18 protein-coding genes are annotated in these 16968 nt (G+C 68.5%); 12 read left to right on the top strand and 6 right to left on the bottom strand.

What is annotated here, in order from left to right; genetic code table 11:
* Nucleotides 1-211: 211 nt before the first annotated feature.
* The 4 genes from ACX938_RS15160 to ACX938_RS15145 are packed head-to-tail and all read left to right on the top strand — an operon-like array spanning nt 212 to nt 6065.
* Entirely contained in the window at nt 212-2137 is a 1926-nt protein-coding gene (locus tag ACX938_RS15160) for an extracellular solute-binding protein (RefSeq protein WP_459431684.1), read from the top strand.
* A gap of 3 nt (nt 2138-2140) precedes the next feature.
* Nucleotides 2141-3232 carry a microcin C ABC transporter permease YejB gene (locus tag ACX938_RS15155; protein WP_232755279.1) on the top strand — a complete coding sequence of 364 codons (1092 nt, stop codon included), beginning with the start codon at nt 2141-2143 and terminating at the stop codon, nt 3230-3232.
* 3 nt (nt 3233-3235) lie between these two features.
* The gene (locus ACX938_RS15150) at nt 3236-4420 is read left to right on the top strand and encodes an ABC transporter permease (RefSeq protein WP_459431683.1); all 1185 of its coding nucleotides are present in this window, start codon (nt 3236-3238) and stop codon (nt 4418-4420) included.
* A gap of 52 nt (nt 4421-4472) precedes the next feature.
* The gene (locus tag ACX938_RS15145; protein WP_459431682.1) at nt 4473-6065 is read left to right on the top strand and encodes an ABC transporter ATP-binding protein; all 1593 of its coding nucleotides are present in this window, start codon (nt 4473-4475) and stop codon (nt 6063-6065) included.
* Between the two features lie 244 nt (nt 6066-6309).
* On the opposite strand, the gene ACX938_RS15140 is transcribed toward ACX938_RS15145, so the two are convergent.
* The gene (locus ACX938_RS15140) at nt 6310-6456 is read right to left on the bottom strand and encodes a hypothetical protein (RefSeq protein ID WP_232755281.1); all 147 of its coding nucleotides are present in this window, start codon (nt 6454-6456) and stop codon (nt 6310-6312) included.
* Nucleotides 6453-6587: a hypothetical protein gene (locus ACX938_RS15135; RefSeq protein WP_255703041.1), complete on the bottom strand. Its 135-nt coding sequence runs from the start codon at nt 6585-6587 to the stop codon at nt 6453-6455. The genes ACX938_RS15140 and ACX938_RS15135 overlap by 4 nt, the downstream gene beginning before the upstream one ends.
* Before the next feature lie 99 nt (nt 6588-6686).
* Between ACX938_RS15135 and ACX938_RS15130 the strand changes: the two genes are divergently transcribed.
* Nucleotides 6687-7556, top strand: coding sequence for a LysR family transcriptional regulator (locus ACX938_RS15130; protein ID WP_459431681.1), 870 nt, complete (start codon nt 6687-6689; stop codon nt 7554-7556).
* Between the two features lie 304 nt (nt 7557-7860).
* Here ACX938_RS15130 and ACX938_RS15125 read toward each other — a convergent pair whose 3' ends face one another.
* Together ACX938_RS15125 and ACX938_RS15120 are read right to left on the bottom strand one after the other, a co-directional pair.
* A complete protein-coding gene (locus tag ACX938_RS15125) occupies nt 7861-9354 on the bottom strand; it encodes a D-alanyl-D-alanine carboxypeptidase family protein (RefSeq protein ID WP_459431680.1) in 1494 nt (497 codons plus the stop codon).
* A 404-nt stretch (nt 9355-9758) separates the two neighbouring features.
* Complete coding sequence (locus ACX938_RS15120) at nt 9759-10454, bottom strand: HAD family hydrolase (protein ID WP_459431679.1); 696 nt, start codon at nt 10452-10454, stop codon at nt 9759-9761.
* Between the two features lie 128 nt (nt 10455-10582).
* Between ACX938_RS15120 and clpS the strand changes: the two genes are divergently transcribed.
* From clpS to hemF, 4 genes are all read left to right on the top strand, one after another.
* A complete protein-coding gene (gene clpS, locus ACX938_RS15115; protein ID WP_232755285.1) occupies nt 10583-10912 on the top strand; it encodes an ATP-dependent Clp protease adapter ClpS in 330 nt (109 codons plus the stop codon).
* Nucleotides 10913-10939: 27 nt separating this feature from the next.
* Nucleotides 10940-11932: a class I SAM-dependent methyltransferase gene (locus tag ACX938_RS15110; RefSeq protein WP_459431678.1), complete on the top strand. Its 993-nt coding sequence runs from the start codon at nt 10940-10942 to the stop codon at nt 11930-11932.
* A gap of 38 nt (nt 11933-11970) precedes the next feature.
* Nucleotides 11971-12771, top strand: a complete 801-nt coding sequence (locus ACX938_RS15105) for an SDR family NAD(P)-dependent oxidoreductase (RefSeq protein WP_232755287.1) — start codon at nt 11971-11973, stop codon at nt 12769-12771.
* Between the two features lie 146 nt (nt 12772-12917).
* A complete protein-coding gene (gene hemF, locus ACX938_RS15100) occupies nt 12918-13811 on the top strand; it encodes an oxygen-dependent coproporphyrinogen oxidase (protein ID WP_459431677.1) in 894 nt (297 codons plus the stop codon).
* Nucleotides 13812-13926: 115 nt separating this feature from the next.
* Here the strand turns inward: hemF and ACX938_RS15095 are convergent, their stop codons facing one another.
* Both ACX938_RS15095 and ACX938_RS15090 read right to left on the bottom strand, forming a co-directional pair.
* Nucleotides 13927-14514, bottom strand: coding sequence for a pseudouridine synthase (locus ACX938_RS15095; protein WP_459431676.1), 588 nt, complete (start codon nt 14512-14514; stop codon nt 13927-13929).
* Nucleotides 14511-14966 (bottom strand): nucleoside deaminase, encoded by a 456-nt coding sequence (locus ACX938_RS15090; RefSeq protein WP_232755290.1) that lies wholly within the window; start codon nt 14964-14966, stop codon nt 14511-14513. The genes ACX938_RS15095 and ACX938_RS15090 overlap by 4 nt, the downstream gene beginning before the upstream one ends.
* 64 nt (nt 14967-15030) lie before the next feature.
* On the opposite strand from ACX938_RS15090, the gene ACX938_RS15085 reads away from it, so the two are divergent.
* The 3 genes from ACX938_RS15085 (at nt 15031) to ACX938_RS15075 (ending at nt 16954) form a co-directional block, all read left to right on the top strand.
* Nucleotides 15031-15834 carry a pseudouridine synthase gene (locus ACX938_RS15085; protein WP_459431675.1) on the top strand — a complete coding sequence of 268 codons (804 nt, stop codon included), beginning with the start codon at nt 15031-15033 and terminating at the stop codon, nt 15832-15834.
* A gap of 83 nt (nt 15835-15917) precedes the next feature.
* Entirely contained in the window at nt 15918-16115 is a 198-nt protein-coding gene (locus tag ACX938_RS15080; RefSeq protein WP_232755292.1) for a hypothetical protein, read from the top strand.
* Nucleotides 16116-16123: 8 nt separating this feature from the next.
* Complete coding sequence (locus ACX938_RS15075; RefSeq protein ID WP_232755293.1) at nt 16124-16954, top strand: hypothetical protein; 831 nt, start codon at nt 16124-16126, stop codon at nt 16952-16954.
* Nucleotides 16955-16968: the final 14 nt, after the last annotated feature.

Raw genomic sequence — 16968 nt, 5'->3', positions numbered from 1 at the left:
CGGCGCGCGCCCTCTGCCCGCTCGGGGTGCGGCGACAGATTGGGGCCCACCCCAACTCCGCCCACCTGTCCCGCACCCACGCCCCCCTCCCCAACCTCACAGGGCGATTACACGCGGTTCACGCAATAGAAACTTGAACGTCCCCGCGGCGCGCCCTTACCGTGAATAAGGGGCCCGCCGGGCGCCCGCATATCACCAAAGGGAGAGGCCCATGACCCGTTTCGTCGACACCCGCCTGACGCGCCGGGAGGCGCTGGTCCTCTTTGGCGGGGCGGCCGCGACGGGGCTCGGCGGCCTGCCGCGGCCGGGCTTCGCGGCGGCGCATTCCGAGGTCATCCGCAGCCACGGCTATTCCTTCTACGGCGATCTGCAATACCCCGAAGACTTCCCGCATTTCTCCTATGTGAACCCCGACGCCCCGCGCGGCGGCGAGATCATCCTCAGCGACCTCGGCACCTTCGACGGCTTCAACCGCTGGGCCAGCCAGGGCCGGCCCGAGGGCCTTTCCTCGGTGGTGGCCGAAAGCATGTTCGGCGACGGCCCCTGGGGCACGCCGACCCCGGCGGATTCGCTGACCGATGCCTACGGGCTCCTGGCCGAGGCGGTGGAATACCCCGAGGGCAAGGAATGGTGCGTCTTCCACATGCGCCCCGAGGCGCGCTTCTCGAACGGCACGCCGGTGACCGCGCATGACGCGCTCTTCACCCACAACCTCTTCCTGGAACAGGGCATCCGCTCCTACGCGCGGGCAGTGAAGGAACGCATCGCCGGCGTCGAGGTGATCGACGACCACACCATCCGCTTCGAGTTCGTCGACGGCATCTCGCGGCGCTCGCTGATCGAACAGGTCGGCGGCACGCCGGTCTTCTCCAAGGCCTGGTACGAGGAAACCGGCGAGCGGCTCGACAAGCCGAGCCTCAACTCGCCCATGGCCTCGGGGCCCTATGTGGTCGGCGATTACGAGATCAACCGCTACGTGGTCTACGAGCGCAACCCCGACTACTGGGGCTGGCACCTGCCGATCAACGTCGGGCGGCACAACTTCGACCGCGTGCGGATCGAGTATTTCGCCGACGATTCCGCCGATTTCGAGGCCTTCAAGGCCGGCGTCTACACCTTCCGCCCCGAGGGCAGCACCAAGCGCTGGGCCACCGGCTACGACTTCCCCAAGGTCGAGGAAGGCACCGTCAAGCGCGAGGAGATCGCCACCAGCACCGCGCCGCAGAGCACCGGCATCATCTACAACACCCAGCGCGCGCCCTTCGACGACAAGACTGTCCGCCAGGCGCTGGGGCTGATGTACAACTTCGAGTGGACGCGGGAATCGCTGCAATACGGGCTGACCTCGGTGCGCGAGAGCTTCCTGCAGGGCACAGAGATGGCGGCCTCGGGCCTGCCCGGCGCCGACGAGAAGGCCTTTCTCGAGGCCCTGGGCGACGTGGTGCCGCCCGAGCTCTACACCGAAGAGGCGGTGGTGCCGCATACCTCGGACCCCTCCTCTGCGACCGACCGGCGCAACATGCGCCAGGCGCTCCGGCTCCTGCGCGAGGCGGGCTACGAGGTCGGCGACGACGGACGGCTGCGCGACGGCGAGGGCAACCCGCTCGAGGTGGAATTCCTGATCTCCTCGGCCACCGGCGACACCGTCGAGGCGCTGGTCACGACCTATGTCGGCAACCTGCAGGCCCTGGGCGTCGACGCCCGGGTCGAGAAGATCGACACCGCGCAGATCCAGCAGCGCTTCCTCGACAAGGACTATGACGTCCTCTTCACCCGCTACGTCAGCTTCATGTCGGTCGGCACCGGCCTCAAGCAGATGTTCGGCTCCGAGACCGCCGAGGTCTCGAGCTACAACCCCGCCACGCTGAAAAGCCCGCTGGTCGACGCGATCATCGAGAAGGCGCTCGACGCCGACAGCCGTGAGGAAGAGGTCACCGCGCTGAAGGTGCTCGACCGGGCGCTGCGCTGGGAACGCATCGTGATTTCCTCGGGATATGTTGCAGAGGCCTGGGTGGCCTATTACGACCTGTTCGGCCGGCCCGACGAGCTGCCGCCGCTTTCGGTCGGCTATCTCGATTTCTGGTGGTACGACGAAGACAAGGCCGAGGCCCTGAAGGCTTCCGGCGCATTGAGGTAACCCTTGGGCGCATACATCCTGCGGCGATTGCTGCTCGTGATTCCCACCCTCCTGGGGATCATGGTCGTCAATTTCACCCTCGTGCAGTTCGTCCCCGGCGGGCCGATCGAGCAGATCCTCGCCGAGATGCGGGGCGAAGGCGATGTCTTCGGCGGCTTCGCCGGCGCCAACAACGACGTCGGCATGACCGAGGAGACCTTCGGCTCGGACAGCGAATACGTCGGCGCCCGCGGCCTGCCCAAGGACTTCATCGAGGAGCTTGAAAAGGAATTCGGCTTCGACAAGCCGCCGCTGCAACGCTTCCTCGACATGATGTGGAGCTACATGCGGCTCGACTTCGGCGAGAGCTACTTCCGCTCGATCTCGGTCACCGACCTGGTGCTGGAGAAAATGCCCGTCTCGATCACGCTGGGCCTCTGGTCGACGGTGATCGCCTATCTCGTCTCGATCCCGCTCGGCATCCGCAAGGCGGTGAACGACGGCACCAGCTTCGACACCTGGACCTCGGCCATGATCATCGTGGCCTATGCGATCCCGGGCTTCCTCTTCGCGATCCTGCTCCTGGTGCTTTTCGCTGGCGGCTCCTACTTCCAGATCTTCCCGCTCCGAGGATTGACCTCGGACAACTTCGAGGAGCTCTCGCTCATCGGCAAAGTCGCGGATTACTTCTGGCACATCGCCCTGCCGGTCACCGCCTCGACCATCTCGGCCTTCGCGACGCTGACGCTGCTGACGAAGAATTCCTTCCTGGACGAGATCAAGAAGCAATACGTGATGACCGCCCGGGCCAAGGGCCTGACCGAGCGCCGGGTGCTCTACGGCCATGTCTTCCGCAACGCCATGCTGATCGTGATCGCCGGCTTCCCGGCGGTCTTCATCGGGGTCTTCTTCGCTGGCAGCCTGATCATCGAGACGATCTTCTCGCTCGACGGGCTGGGGCGGCTCGGCTTCGAGGCGGCGGTGGCGCGGGACTACCCGGTGATCTTCGGCACGCTCTTCATCTTCGGCCTGATCGGCCTGGTGGTCGGCATCCTGTCGGACCTGATGTATGTCTTCGTCGATCCGCGCATCGACTTCGAAAAGCGGGAGGGCTGAGCCATGGCCGCCGATCCCGATCCCATCGCCCCCGAACCGATGCCCGGCAAGCCCGTGGCGCCCGAGCCCAGGCCCGGCCGCTTCGCGCTCTCGCCGCTGAACAAGCGGCGCTGGCGCAACTTCAAGGCCAACCGCCGGGCCTTCTGGTCGCTCTGGATCTTCCTGGTGCTCTTCGGGCTGTCGCTCTTTGCGGAGTTCCTGGCCAACGACAAGCCGATCTTGGTCAGCTACCGCGGCGAGCTGCGGATGCCGATCTTCAGCTTCTACTCAGAGACCGATTTCGGCGGGGATTTCCGCACCGAGGCCGCCTATCGCGACCCCGAGGTTCGCTGCCTGATCGAGACCGGCGGGCTGATCGACTGTTTCGACGACCCCGACGGGCTGATCGAGGCGGCCCGCGACGGCGGCATCGAGGACCCGGATTTCGCCAAAGGCTGGATGCTCTGGCCGGTGATCCCCTACAGCTACGACACGCCGGTCGACCGCCCCGGTGCGGCGCCCCTGCCGCCCAACGGCGAGAACTGGCTCGGCACCGACGACACCAAGCGCGACGTCACCGCGCGGGTGATCTACGGCTTCCGGCTGTCGATCATGTTCACCCTGATGGTGACCGTCGCCTCCTCGGTGATCGGGATCATCGCGGGCGCGGTGCAGGGCTATTTCGGCGGCTGGGTCGACCTGATCTTCCAGCGCCTGATCGAGATCTGGGCCGCGACGCCCTCGCTTTACATCATCATCATCCTCTTCGCGATCCTGGGGCGAAGTTTCTGGCTCCTGGTGCTGCTGACGGTGCTGTTCGGCTGGGTGGCGCTGGTCGGCGTGGTCCGGGCGGAGTTCCTGCGCGCGCGCAACCTCGAATACGTGCGCGCGGCCAAGGCGCTCGGCGTGTCGAACTGGAAGATCATGTTCCGCCACATGCTGCCCAACGCCATGGTGGCCACCGTCACCATGCTGCCCTTCATCGTGACGGGCACGATCTCGACCCTGGCGGGGCTCGACTTCCTGGGCTTCGGCCTGCCTTCCTCGGCGCCTTCGCTGGGCGAGTTGACGCTGCAGGCCAAGCAGAACCTGCAGGCGCCCTGGCTCGGCTTCACGGCCTTCACCGTCTTTGCGGTGATGCTGTCGCTCCTGGTCTTCATCTTCGAGGGCGTGCGCGATGCCTTCGATCCCCGGAAGACCTTCTCGTGATGGACCGCACCAAGCTCCCGGCGCCCCGCCCCACCCAAGAAAAGGCCCGCGCATGACCCGCACGCTCGACGTTCGAGACCTTCGCGTCACCTTCACCCAGGACGGGCAGGAGACCCAGGCCGTGCGCGGTGTCTCCTTCCATATCGACAAGGGCGAGACCGTGGCGCTGGTGGGCGAAAGCGGCTCGGGCAAATCGGTCACCGCGCTGTCCACGGTGCAGCTTCTCGGGCCCGCCGCCCGGGTCGAGGGCTCGGTGCGCTACGACGACCAGGAGATGGTCGGCGCCCCCGACAAGCTTCTGCGCAAGGTCCGCGGCAACGACATCTCCTTCATCTTCCAGGAGCCGATGACCTCGCTCAATCCGCTGCACACGCTGGAAAAGCAGCTCTCCGAAAGCCTGGCCCTGCACCAGGGCATCGTCGGAGAGGCGGCCCGCGCGCGGATCATCAGCCTGCTGGAGCAGGTGGGCATCCACGACCCCGAAAGCCGGCTCGGCGCCTATCCGCACCAGCTTTCCGGCGGGCAGCGGCAACGGGTGATGATCGCCATGGCGCTTGCCAACCGGCCCGACCTGCTGATCGCCGACGAACCGACGACCGCGCTCGACGTGACGATCCAGGCGCAGATCCTCGAGCTTCTGGGCGAGGTGCAGCGCGCCGAGGGCATGAGCCTTCTGTTCATCACCCACGACCTCGGCATCGTGCGGCGCATCGCCGACAGGGTCTGCGTGATGAAGGACGGCGAGATCGTCGAGGCCGGCCCGACGCGCGAGATCTTCGCCAACCCGCAGCACCCCTACACGCAGATGCTGCTTTCGGCGGAATCGACCGGCACGCCGGAGCCGGTGGAGCCCGACGCCGAGGAGGTCGCCCGCACCGACAACCTGCGCATCTGGTTCCCGATCCAGAAGGGCCTCATGAAGCGCACCGTCGGCCATGTGAAGGCGGTGAACGACGCGACCGTCTCGGTGCGCGCCGGAGAGACCGTGGGCATCGTCGGGGAATCTGGCTCGGGCAAGACCACGCTGGCGCTGGCGATCATGCGGCTCATTCAGTCCAAGGGCGCGATCACCTACCGCGGGCAGGACGTGCGCGGCTGGAAGACCCGCGAGCTGCGGCGCCTGCGCTCGGACATGCAGATCGTCTTCCAGGACCCCTTCGGCTCGCTCAGCCCGCGGATGACCTGCGAACAGGTCATCGCCGAGGGCCTGGGCGTGCACGGCTCGCCCGACGGGCGGCCGCACCGCGAGCTGGTGACCGAGGTGATGCGCGAGGTGGGCCTCGATCCGGCCACCATGCACCGCTACCCGCACGAGTTCTCGGGCGGCCAGCGCCAGCGCATCGCCATTGCCCGCGCCATGGTGCTGCGGCCCCGGCTGGTGGTGCTGGACGAGCCGACCTCGGCGCTCGACATGACGGTGCAGGTGCAGATCGTCGACCTTCTGCGCGAGCTGCAGCGGAAATACGACCTGGCCTATCTGTTCATCTCGCACGACCTGAAGGTGGTGCGGGCGATGTCGCACAAGGTCATCGTGATGAAGCAGGGCGACGTGGTCGAATACGGCGCGACCGAGGAGATCTTCGAGGCGCCGAAGACCGAGTATACCCGGACGCTGATCGCCGCCGCCTTCGACCCGGTGGGCTGAGGGCGCGGGCCTTCTGGCTGAGCGGGCTGGGGCTGGAGGGCCTTGCGGCGGGGTAACGCGCCGAGGCGGTCCAGTAGGGCTTGGACGGGCCTGAAGTGCCTACTCTCAGAAAGACTGTCCTGCCCGGCGCATCCAAAACCACGATCGCCCGGAGGTTCAGCAACACCCCCCAAAACGAATCGGGGCCCCGGTCGTCATCCCGGAGCCCCGCTAATCGCGTGCTTCTGTCTCGGTCAAACCGGCGTCACCTCGCGCCGAAAAGACGGGTCGGGGCCTGCCGCGGCCGGGCCTCGGTCCACATCGAGGGCGGCAGCGTGAGGCGCATCTTCCAGGCCGCGTCGATGTCGCGGCGCAGCATTGCCTCGATCTGGCGCAGGACGGGATCGATCATTTCCGGGCCTCCTTCGGAACCTGGAATTTCACCCGCTCGCGCTTCGGCGCGGCGATACGGCGTTCCCACGGCTGGAACTCGCTCCCGCGACCGGTGGCCGCCATGAAGCTTTGTGCAAGAATGTCGAACATACTGGAGCCTCCTTTCCTTCGCGCTCTAACATCCATATCGTCATTTCCGCGCGTTCATGCCACTCAGGAATTCTCACTAAGTGTAAGCCAGGGTTTCATATGGACTGGTCCAGCCTCCCTCCCCTCTCGGCGCTGCGGGCCTTCGCGGCCTATACCGAATGCGGGTCGGTCACCGAGGCCGGCCGGCGGCTGAACGTGAGCCATGCGGCGATCAGCCAGCAGATGCGCAACCTCGAGACCCACCTGGGGCTGAAGCTGCTCGACCGCAGCGGCCGCTCGCTGTCGCTGACCTACGAGGGCCACGAGCTGGCCGGCGCGCTTTCCGAGGGCTTCGGCACCATCGCGGCGACCATCGAGGCGCTGACCGGCGCCGATGCGGACCGGCCGCTGAACGTCACCACCTCGCCGACCTTCGCGGCGAACTGGCTGATGCCCCGGCTCGCGGGCTTTGCGGTGGAGCACCCGGAGATCGACGTGATGATCGCGCCGACGCCGCAGCTCGTGCCGCTGGAGCCCGGCGGCACCGACGTGGCGATCCGCTACGGCAGCGGCAGCTGGCCGGGGCTCGAATCGGTGGAGCTTCTGCGCTCGCCGATCCACGTGGTGGCGGCGCCCTCGCTTGTGGGCCACGGCGCGGTGCCGCGGCTCTCGGAATTGACGCGCTACCCCTGGCTGCAGGAGCTGGGCACCTCGGAGGCGACCGAATGGCTGGAGAGCCACGGCGTGCCGGGGGCGCGGATCAAGGGGCTCTACGTGCCCGGCAACCTGATGCTCGACGGGGCGCGCAACGGCCAGGGCATCGCCGTCTCGACCCGCGTCGCGGTCGAGGAGGACCTGCGCGCCGGGCGGCTGCGGCTATTGTTCGAGGAGCGCCCCGACGCGGGCTACCACGTGGTGACCCTGCCCGGGACCAAGCGCCCGCCGCTCAAGGCCTTCCTGCGGTGGATCCTGAAGGAGGTGAAGCGCTGAGGGGCGCGGGGGTCGCAGGCTGTGCCCATGTCATGGCGCACCTCACAGCGCGGGCCGTATGGCCCTCCCGCACGGCAAGGGCCGGCGTGGCCGCGTGGCCCGCACGGAGGGGCCCTGCCCGCTTCAGGGGCCGCTGACGCATGAAACGCGTGTCGCATGGGCCCTGCCTGCTACAGGGGCCGCGGACGCCGCATGAATCGCTAGTCGCTCGGGCCACCCTGCCCCCACCCCACCACAAAAAAGGGCGCCGGGAGGAGGGAACTCCCGGCGCCCATGCCTTGCGGGGATCGCCCGTCCCGGCCCGTCAGCTCGGACCGATGGTCGAGCAGCTCACCTCGCGCGCCTCGAGGCGCTGACAGGCCAGCTTTGCCGTATCCTGTGACATCCCCATGAAGTTGGCGTCATAGCCGTTGCCGCGGTTGATGACCTTGCGCAGCGAGCCGTTCAGCGTCGCCATTTCCTGCAGCGCGGTCTTCAGCAGCATGCGCTCGGCCGAGTAGCGGCTGGGGTATTTGCCGACGTTGATGCCCCAATGGCGGCCGCCCGAGGTGGAGATGCGGCTGACCACCTCGCGTTCGGCGGGCACCGGCTCGGCGGCGGGGGCGGCGGCAACCTCGGCGGTCTCGGTGCCACCCAGCGAGGCCAGGACGACCTCCTCGGGGCGCTTGCGCGGCGTGACGGACGCCTCGGGCGCGCCTTCGCTGGCGGCGATCACCGCCTCGACGATGCTGTCGGTATCAAGGGCCGCGACCTGCGGCATCTCCTCGATCTCCTCGGGCGTGGGCGCGACGTCGCTCTCGGCGGCGGCGGCCAGCGCGAGCGCCTGGGCCTGCGCCTCCTTCACCACCGCCTCGATGTCGGCGCCGACCTCGGCCACGAGCAGCGGCGCGGGCTCGGAGCCCGGGCGCGTCTGCGGCCGGAGCGAGCGCGTCACAGCACCCGCGGCCACGCGGATCGATTTGGCCCGGAGCCCCGGCGCCGGGTCGCTGGTCTTGGCGATCATCACGTCGCCCGCCTTGCCCATGTAGGGCGGCCGGTTCGGCGCGTTGAAGGCCACCCGCGAGGGCGCCTTGTTGAACCCGAGCGTCAGGAGCTTCTCGACCTGCGCGTTGCGCGTCGCGGTCGAGCGCCCGCCGAAGACCGTGGCGATCACCCGCTCGCCGCCGCGCTCGGCCGAGGCGACAAGGTTGAAGCCCGCCGCGCGGGTGTAGCCGGTCTTGATGCCGTCGGCGCCCGAGTAGCTTTGCAGCAGCCGCCGGTTGGTATGCGAGACCTTCCGCATGCCCGCATCCGCGGTGATCCGGCTGAAGAGGTTGTAATACTCCGGGTAGTCATAGAGCACGTGCCGCCCGAGGATCGACATGTCCCGCGCGGTCGAGAGGTGCCCGCTTTCGGTCAGCCCGTGGGCGTTCTTGAAGTTGGTGCGGGTCATGCCCATCGCCTTGGCGGTGCGGTTCATCCGCCGCGCAAAGGCCGCCTCGGTGCCCTCGATGGCCTCGCCGATGGCGGTGGCGGCGTCATTGGCCGATTTCACCGCCGCCGCGCGCACCAGGTAGCGCAGCTTGATCTTCTGGCCCGAGCGCAGCCCCAGCTTGGAGGGCGGTTCGGCCGCCGCGTTGCGGGTGATGGTGACCAGCGTGTCCATCGACAGCTCGCCGTTCTCCACCGCCTCGAAGGCGATGTAGAGCGTCATCATCTTGGTCAGCGACGCGGGGTGGAGTTGGGTGTCGGCATTCTCGGAATAATAAACTTCTCCCGTCCGGGCATCCATGACCATGCCCGCGTAGGGGGCAGCCATGGCGCTGAGCGGAAGCACCACCAAGAACCAGAATGCGGTGAAAAAATACAGGCCGGGATGGCCCGCCTGCTTGCGCGGTCCCTTCACTGTCCTTGCCTTTTCTGCCTCTGAGCTCCCCGGTTTTCCGGGTGAGCGAATTATTGTTTTGCACGCCTTTATTACGGCGAATGCTACCACACGAAAGCCGTCCGGCAAAGGCTTCAAAAGAGACATTTTTCCCGCCCTGGCCCGCCTATGGCGCGCAAGATCTGGGCGGGGGAGGTGGGCCGCATACAACCCGCTGGGATTGTGGCGGAAAGATGGCGGGATAATGGCGCCGCCGGGGCGGCCTAAACCCGCCCTGAAAGCGCCCCGGAGCCGGCCCCGGAAGCGCCCTCGAAACCGCCCCCGAAAGGCGCCCCGGATCAGCCGATCTCGGCCACCAGATCGGGCAGCGCGCCGAGGTCCGCGATCTCGCGGAAGCGCGGGTCCTCGGGGGCCTCGGCATGCTCGAAGTCCCAGGCGTGTTCATGCGGCACGAAGACCCCCCAGCTGCCCGCCTCGATCGCGGGCACCACGTCGGATTTCATCGAGTTGCCGATCATCATGGCGCCCTCGGGCCCGCCCGGCGCCGTGGCGAAGATCCGGGCGTAGACCGGCGGCGTCTTGTCCGAGACCACCTCGACCGCGTCGAACATCTCGCCCAGGCCCGACTGCGCCAGCTTGCGCTCCTGGTGCAGAAGGTCGCCCTTGGTGACCAGCATCAGGTGATGGCTCTCGGCCAGGGCCGCGACGGTCTCCTCGGCGTGGGGCAGAAGCTCGATCGGATGGTCGAGCATGTCGCGCCCGGCCTCGACCAGCTCGCGGATGACCCGGCCGTGCACCCGGTGGTCGGTCACGTCGAGCGCGGTCTCGATCATCGACAGGGTGAAGCCCTTCACCCCGAATCCGTAGCGCCCGAGGTTGCGCCGCTCGGCCGCCATGAGCCGCGCGTCGAGGTCCTCGGGCCCCGCGTAATCGCCCAGAAGCTCCGCAAAGCGTGCCTGGGTGAGCTTGAAGAAGCGTTCGTTGTGCCAAAGCGTATCGTCGGCATCGAAGGCCAGCGTCCGAAGTTTTCGCATTTTCACGGGATTCCCGTCCGGTGAGGGACTTTTTTTAAGCGCGTCCTGGGTTATATATTCGCGACACAAACCGAGCAAACAGACAGCACCCCGGCTTGATGACCGAATTCTCCAAAAGCGTGACGCCGATGGCCCAATCCGCACGACCGCCCAAGGGCGGCGAGGGCGATACCGGCGTGGTGGTCGACACCAAGACCACGACCAAGCGGCCGCCGCTCTACAAGGTGCTGCTCCTTAACGACGACTACACCCCGATGGAATTCGTGGTGCATGTGCTCGAACGGTTCTTCGGCATGAACCATGCCCAGGCCTTCGAGATCATGCTGACCGTCCACAAGAAGGGCGTCGCCGTGGTCGGCGTCTTCAGCCACGAGATCGCCGAGACCAAGGTCGGCCAGGTGATGGATTTCGCCCGCCGCCACCAGCACCCGCTGCAATGCACCATGGAGAAGGAATGAGCGGCCCCGCCCGCTCGTGATGTCCCGATGGCCGCTTCCCGCCTGTCCCACGCCCTCACCTCGGGCGCGCTGAGCCTGCCCGACGCGGGCGTCATCGCGCTGTTCAATGCCCGCGGCGACAGCGACCTTGCCGCCCTGCCCGAGGCGCGGCTGGTGGCGATCGAACGCCACTACCCCGAGGTCGCCGCCCTGCGCGCCCGCGGCATCGCCACGGCGCCCGCCCCCGAAGGCCCGGTCGCCGCGGCGCTGGTCTTCCTGCCCCGCGCCCGGGCCGAGGCCGAGGCGCTTCTGGCCGAGGCGCTGGCCGCCACGGACGGCCCGGTGATCGTCGACGGGCAGAAGACCGATGGCATCGACACCATGCTGAAGGCGGTGAAGGCCCGCGCCGAGGTGCGCGGCGTCACCGCCAAGGCGCATGGCAAGTGTTTCGAGATCGCCCCCGGCGCCGACCTGTCGGACTGGCGGGCGGGCGCGCCCGCGCCCAATGCCGACGGCTTCCTGACCCTGCCCGGCGTCTTCTCGGCCGATGGCATCGATCCGGCCTCGCGGCTTCTGGCCGCGCATCTGCCCGAGACGCTGACCGGCCGGGCCGCCGACCTGGGCGCCGGCTGGGGCTATCTGTCCTCGGAGCTGGCGCGCCGCGAGGGCCTGACCGAGCTGCACCTGGTCGAGGCCGACGCCCATGCGCTGAACTGCGCGCGCGGCAACCTCGACGACCCGCGCGCGCGCTTCCACTGGGCCGACGCCCGCGACTGGCGCGATGCCGCGCCCTTCGACCTAGTGGTCTGCAACCCGCCCTTCCACAGCGGCCGCGCCGCCGATCCCGCGCTGGGCCGCGCCTTCATCGCCGCGGCGGCGCGGCTTCTGGCGCCCTCGGGGCGGCTTTACCTCGTGGCCAACCGGCAGTTGCCCTATGAGACCACGCTCGAACAGTATTTCGCCCGCGTCGAGAGCCTGGGCGGCGACGCCCGCTTCAAGCTCTTCGTGGCGCAACGTCCGACTCGCAGGCCGCGCACTTAGCCACTAGACCGCCCGCGGAGCTGAAAAGGAGACCGCAGATGGGGTTCTCGATCGAAGGCAAGACCGCCATCGTCACCGGTGCGGCCAATGGCATCGGGCTGGCCATCGCCCGGCATTTCGCCGCCAAGGGCGCCAACGTGATGTTCGCCGACCTCGACGAGGGGCGGCTCGCCAAGGAGGTGGGCCCCCGCGACGAGAACGAGAACATGCGCTATTTCGTCGGCGACCTGCGCGAGAAGCTAACCCTGGCGAACCTGCTCTCGGCGACGCTCGACGCCTTCGACCGGGTCGACATCCTGGTCAACGGCAGCCGGCAGATGATCGAGACCGATCCCTTCTCGATGGAGGACGACAGCGTCGAGGTCATGCTCCAGCAGAACCTGATGACCGCGATGCGGCTGTCGCAGCTGGTCGCCCGGCGGATGATCAAACAGGGCGAAAGCCAGGAGGACGGGCAGATCGGCGCGATCGTGAACCTCTCGTCCATCGCGGCGCGGCGCACCCATCCGCAGCTCATGGGCTATTCGCTGGCCTGCGCGGCGCTCGACCAGATGACCCGGTCGATGGCCGTGGCCTATGCGCCCGAGCGCATCCGGGTGAACGCGCTGGCCTTCGGTTCGGTGATGTCCTCGAGCCTGAAGTCGACCCTGAAGGAGCACCGCGAGTATCGCGGCGACATCGAGGAGCACACGCCGCTCGGCCGGATCGCCGCGCCGGAGGAGCTGGCCGAGGCGGTGCAGTTCCTCTGCTCGGACAGCGCGCGCTTCCTGACCGGCCAGATCATGACGATCGACGGCGGGCGCACGCTGCTCGACCCGGTGAACGCGCCCGCGCACTGAGTCGGCGGGGCGGAGCGCCTTCGGCGCGTGAGCTACCTTCGAGGTGGATTTCGAGCTCTCGGCCCGATCGGGGCGCCGGGGCGGAAGGCGCTTGCCCCGCCCCGCGCCCCTTGGCAAGACGGGCGGAGCGACAGAGGGAGACCCAAGTGACCGACGAGCTTCTGGACGAGCGCAAGCGCGCCGCGACCTGGTTCCGCACCCTCCGCGACGAGATCGTCGCCGCTTTCGAGACGCTCGAGGCCTCGCATGACAGCGGCCCCTTCGCCGAGAGCGCCCCCGGCGCCTTCGAGGTGACCGAGACCAAGCGCCGCTCGGACGACGGCTCCGACGCCGGCGGCGGGCTGATGAGCGTGATGCGCGGCGGCCGGGTCTTCGAGAAGGTCGGCGTCAATGTCTCCGAGGTCTACGGCACGCTCGGCGAACGCGCCCAGGCCGCCATGGCCGCGCGCAAGGGCATCCCCGGCATGACCGAGGACCCGCGCTTCTGGGCCTCGGGCATCAGCCTCGTCGCCCACATGCAGAACCCCCACGCCCCGGCGGTGCATATGAACACTCGGATGTTCTGGACCCCGCATGCCTGGTGGTTCGGCGGCGGCTCGGACCTGAACCCTTGTATCGAATACCCCGAGGACACCGCGCATTTCCACGCCCAGCAGAAGGCGCATCTCGACCCGCATGGCGCGGCGCATTACCCGCGCCTCAAGGAGTGGGCGGACGAATATTTCTACATCCCGCACCGGCATCGTGCGCGCGGCGTCGGCGGCATCTTCATGGACGACCATTCGACCGGCGACTGGGAGGCGGATTTCGCCCTGACGCAGGACATCGGCCGGGCCTTCCTGCCCGCCTATCTGCCGCTGGTGGAAAAGCGCCGGGTGCAGCCCTTCACGGAGGCAGACAAGGACGCCCAGCTCGTGCATCGCGGGCTCTATGCCGAATACAACCTGGTCTACGACCGGGGCACGAAGTTCGGGCTCGAGACCGGGCATGACGCCAACGCGGTGCTGATGTCGCTGCCGCCTTTGGCGAAGTGGCACTGAGGGCGAGGGTTTCCGGCGTTGTCCTGCGCCCGACGCCAAGGCGCGCTAGAAAGTAAGTTCTTTCGGGCACCGGGGCTTGGGCGCTAATGCGTGGTCCCGCCCCGCGCCCCACGCCTTAAGCCGTCACCTCGCGCCACTCCCCTGAGCCCAGCCCCTCGAGCGACCAGTCGCCCACCCGCCAGCGCACCAGCCGCAGGCAGGGCAGACCCACCGCCGCGCACATGCGCCTCACCTGGCGGTTGCGGCCCTCGGTCAGGGTGATCTCGATCCAGTGGTCGGGCACCGACTTGCGGTAGCGCACCGGCGGGTCGCGCGGCCAGAGATCGGGCGGCGCGATCAGCCGCGCGCCCGCGGGCCGGGTCGGCCCGTCCTTCAGCGTCACGCCGCCCCTAAGCCGCGCAAGCGCGTCTTCGTCCGGGGCGCCCTCGACCTGGGCGAGATAGACCTTCTCGCGCTTGTATTTCGGGCTCGCGATACGCGCCTGAAGCTGGCCGTCATTGGTCAGAACCAAAAGCCCCTCGCTGTCTCGATCGAGCCGCCCGGCGGGGTAAACCCCTGGCACGTCGATGAAATCCGAAAGCGTTGCACGGTCGGAACCCTCGGTGCCCTTGTCGGTGAACTGCGAGAGGCACCCGAAGGGCTTGTTGAAGATCAGCACCCTGCGGCGCTCGGGGCGCGGGCGGGACTTGCGCGGCGGCCTCATGGTTCGCGCCGTCCGGCAAAGAAGTCGCGCAGCAGCGCCTCGGCCTCGGAAGCGGCGATGCCGTCGTAGACCTCGGGGCGGTGGTGGCACTGGGGATGCGAGAAGACCCGCGCGCCATGGGCGGTGCCGCCGCTTTTCGGGTCGGCGGCGCCGTAATACAGCCGCGCCACCCGCATATGCGCGATGGCGCCGGCGCACATCGCGCAGGGCTCCAGGGTCACGTAGAGATCGCAGCCCGAGAGCCGCTCGGCGCCCAGCGCCCGCGCGCCTTCGCGCAGGACCAGCATCTCGGCATGGGCGGTGGCATCGGCCAGCTCGCGGGTGCGGTTGCCGTCGCGGGCCAGCACCCGGCCCTCGGGATCGACCAGCACGGCGCCCACCGGCACCTCGCCCCGGGCCTCTGCCGCGCGCGCCTCGTCCAGCGCCGTCTGCATGTGACTGCGAAAGCTCATATCCCGTCCCTAGCGCGGCTTGCGGGCAATGGACAGGCCGGGCGCGCGGGTCTAAGTCGGGCGCATGACACAGACGCCCCCCGGAGACCGGATCGCCAAGGTGCTTGCCCGCGCCGGCGTGGCCTCGCGCCGCGAGGCCGAGAAGATGATCGCCGCCGGCCGCATCGCGGTGAACGGCAAGGTCATCGAACGCGCCGCGCTGAACGTGACCGGCGCCGACAAGATCACCGTCGACGGCCACCCGCTCGACGCGCCCGAACCGCCGCGGCTCTGGCTCTATCACAAGCCGCCGGGGCTGGTGACGACCACCAAGGACGATCAGGGCCGCCCGACGATCTTCGACGAGCTGCCCGAGGACCTGCCCCGGGTGATGACCGTCGGCCGGCTCGACCTCAATTCCGAGGGGCTTTTGCTCCTGACCAACGACGGCAGCATCAAGCGGCGTCTCGAACTGCCCTCGACCGGCTGGCTGAGGCGCTACCGGGTGCGGCTCAAGGGCCGCCCGAGCGACGCCACCTTCCAGCCGCTGCGCGACGGGCTCGAGGTCGAGGGCACGCGCTTCCAGCCGATGATCGTCACGCTCGACCGCCAGCAGGGCGCCAACGCCTGGGCAACCGTCGGCCTGCGCGAAGGCAAGAACCGCGAGATCCGCCGCGCCATGACCGACATCGGGCTGAGCGTGAACCGGCTGATCCGCATCTCCTACGGGCCGTTCCAGCTGGGCAACCTCAAGGCCGGAGAGGTCGAGGAGGTGCGCCCGCGGGTCCTGCGCGACCAGCTGGGCCTGAGCCCCGAAGAGCAGGAAAAGGCCCCGCGCGGCCGCCCGACCAAGGCCACCCGCAACAAGCGGCGCAAACCCGCCCGCTAAACGGCGCGAAAACAGGCCCAAGGGTCGCGACATTTCCCGCCTGATGCCGCGATTTTGCCCCGATTCGGCGCGAGGTTCGGAACATGCTGTTCACGATCCTCGCCACCGCCCTTCTCGGCTTCTCCTGCTACTACGTGGTGCGCCATGCCACGCTGGTCAGCTCGGATGTGGCCGCGACCCTCCGGGCCCTCCTCTCCAACCTCCTCGCCCCCGAGCAGGCGGCGTCGCGGATCGCCCTCGCGGTGCTGACCGCGCTGATGCTCGGACTGACCTTCCTGTGAGCGCCCCCATGACGGATTTCGGAAACCGGCCCATCTTCCAACGCGCCAGAGACCACAGCCCCGACGAGCTGCTGGTGCTGCTGCTCGCCGCCGGTCCGCTGATGTTCTGGCTGATCCTGGGCTCGCTGAGCGCCACGATCTCGGCGGTGATCTACTTCGGGCTCCTGGCCATCGCGGCCCGGCTCATCGCCCGCGGCCAGCAGATCGAGGCGCGCTACAACCGCGCCCGCATGGCCAAGCCGCCGCGCTTTCCGCGCAAGCTCGCCGGGTCGGCGATGATCGGGGTGATTGCCTTCCTGCTCGCGGGCCACCAGTTCAGCACCTGGACGATCCCGGCCATCCTGGGCCCGGTGGGCTTCCTGCTCGCCATAGCCGCCTTCGGCTTCGACCCCTGGCGCAACAAGGGCTACGACAACCCGCGTTACCTCGCCCAGCGCGCCGCCTGGCAGGCGGTCGAGGTCACCGATGCGCGGCTCAACAAGATCATCACCCGCGTCGCCGCGCTTCAGCAGGACGAGCTGACCCTGCGCACCGAGGCGATCCGCACCGCTATCCTGCGGCTGATCCGGGTGCATGCCCAGACCCCGCGCGAGTTCCTGGCGCTGCGCAAGGCGCTGGCGACCTTCGTGAAGCTCGCCGAGAAAGAGGTCGACGCGCTCGAGGAAGGCTGGAAGGTCAACCCGACGCTCGCCGGCCGCCGCTACACGGCGCGAATCACCGCGCTGGCCGACGGCTTCGAGACCCGCGCCCGCAAGCGCAGCGCCGCGCAGAACGATGACGCCTTCGCGCTCGAGGCCGATCTGCTGCTCGACCGGATGGAACAAAATCGCGCGGCATGACGGCGGTGCGGCAT

The sequence above is a fragment of the Roseivivax sp. genome (assembly GCF_054552075.1).
Note: the sequence above shows the minus strand (reverse complement) of the source record. Positions and strands in the feature narration are given on the sequence as shown.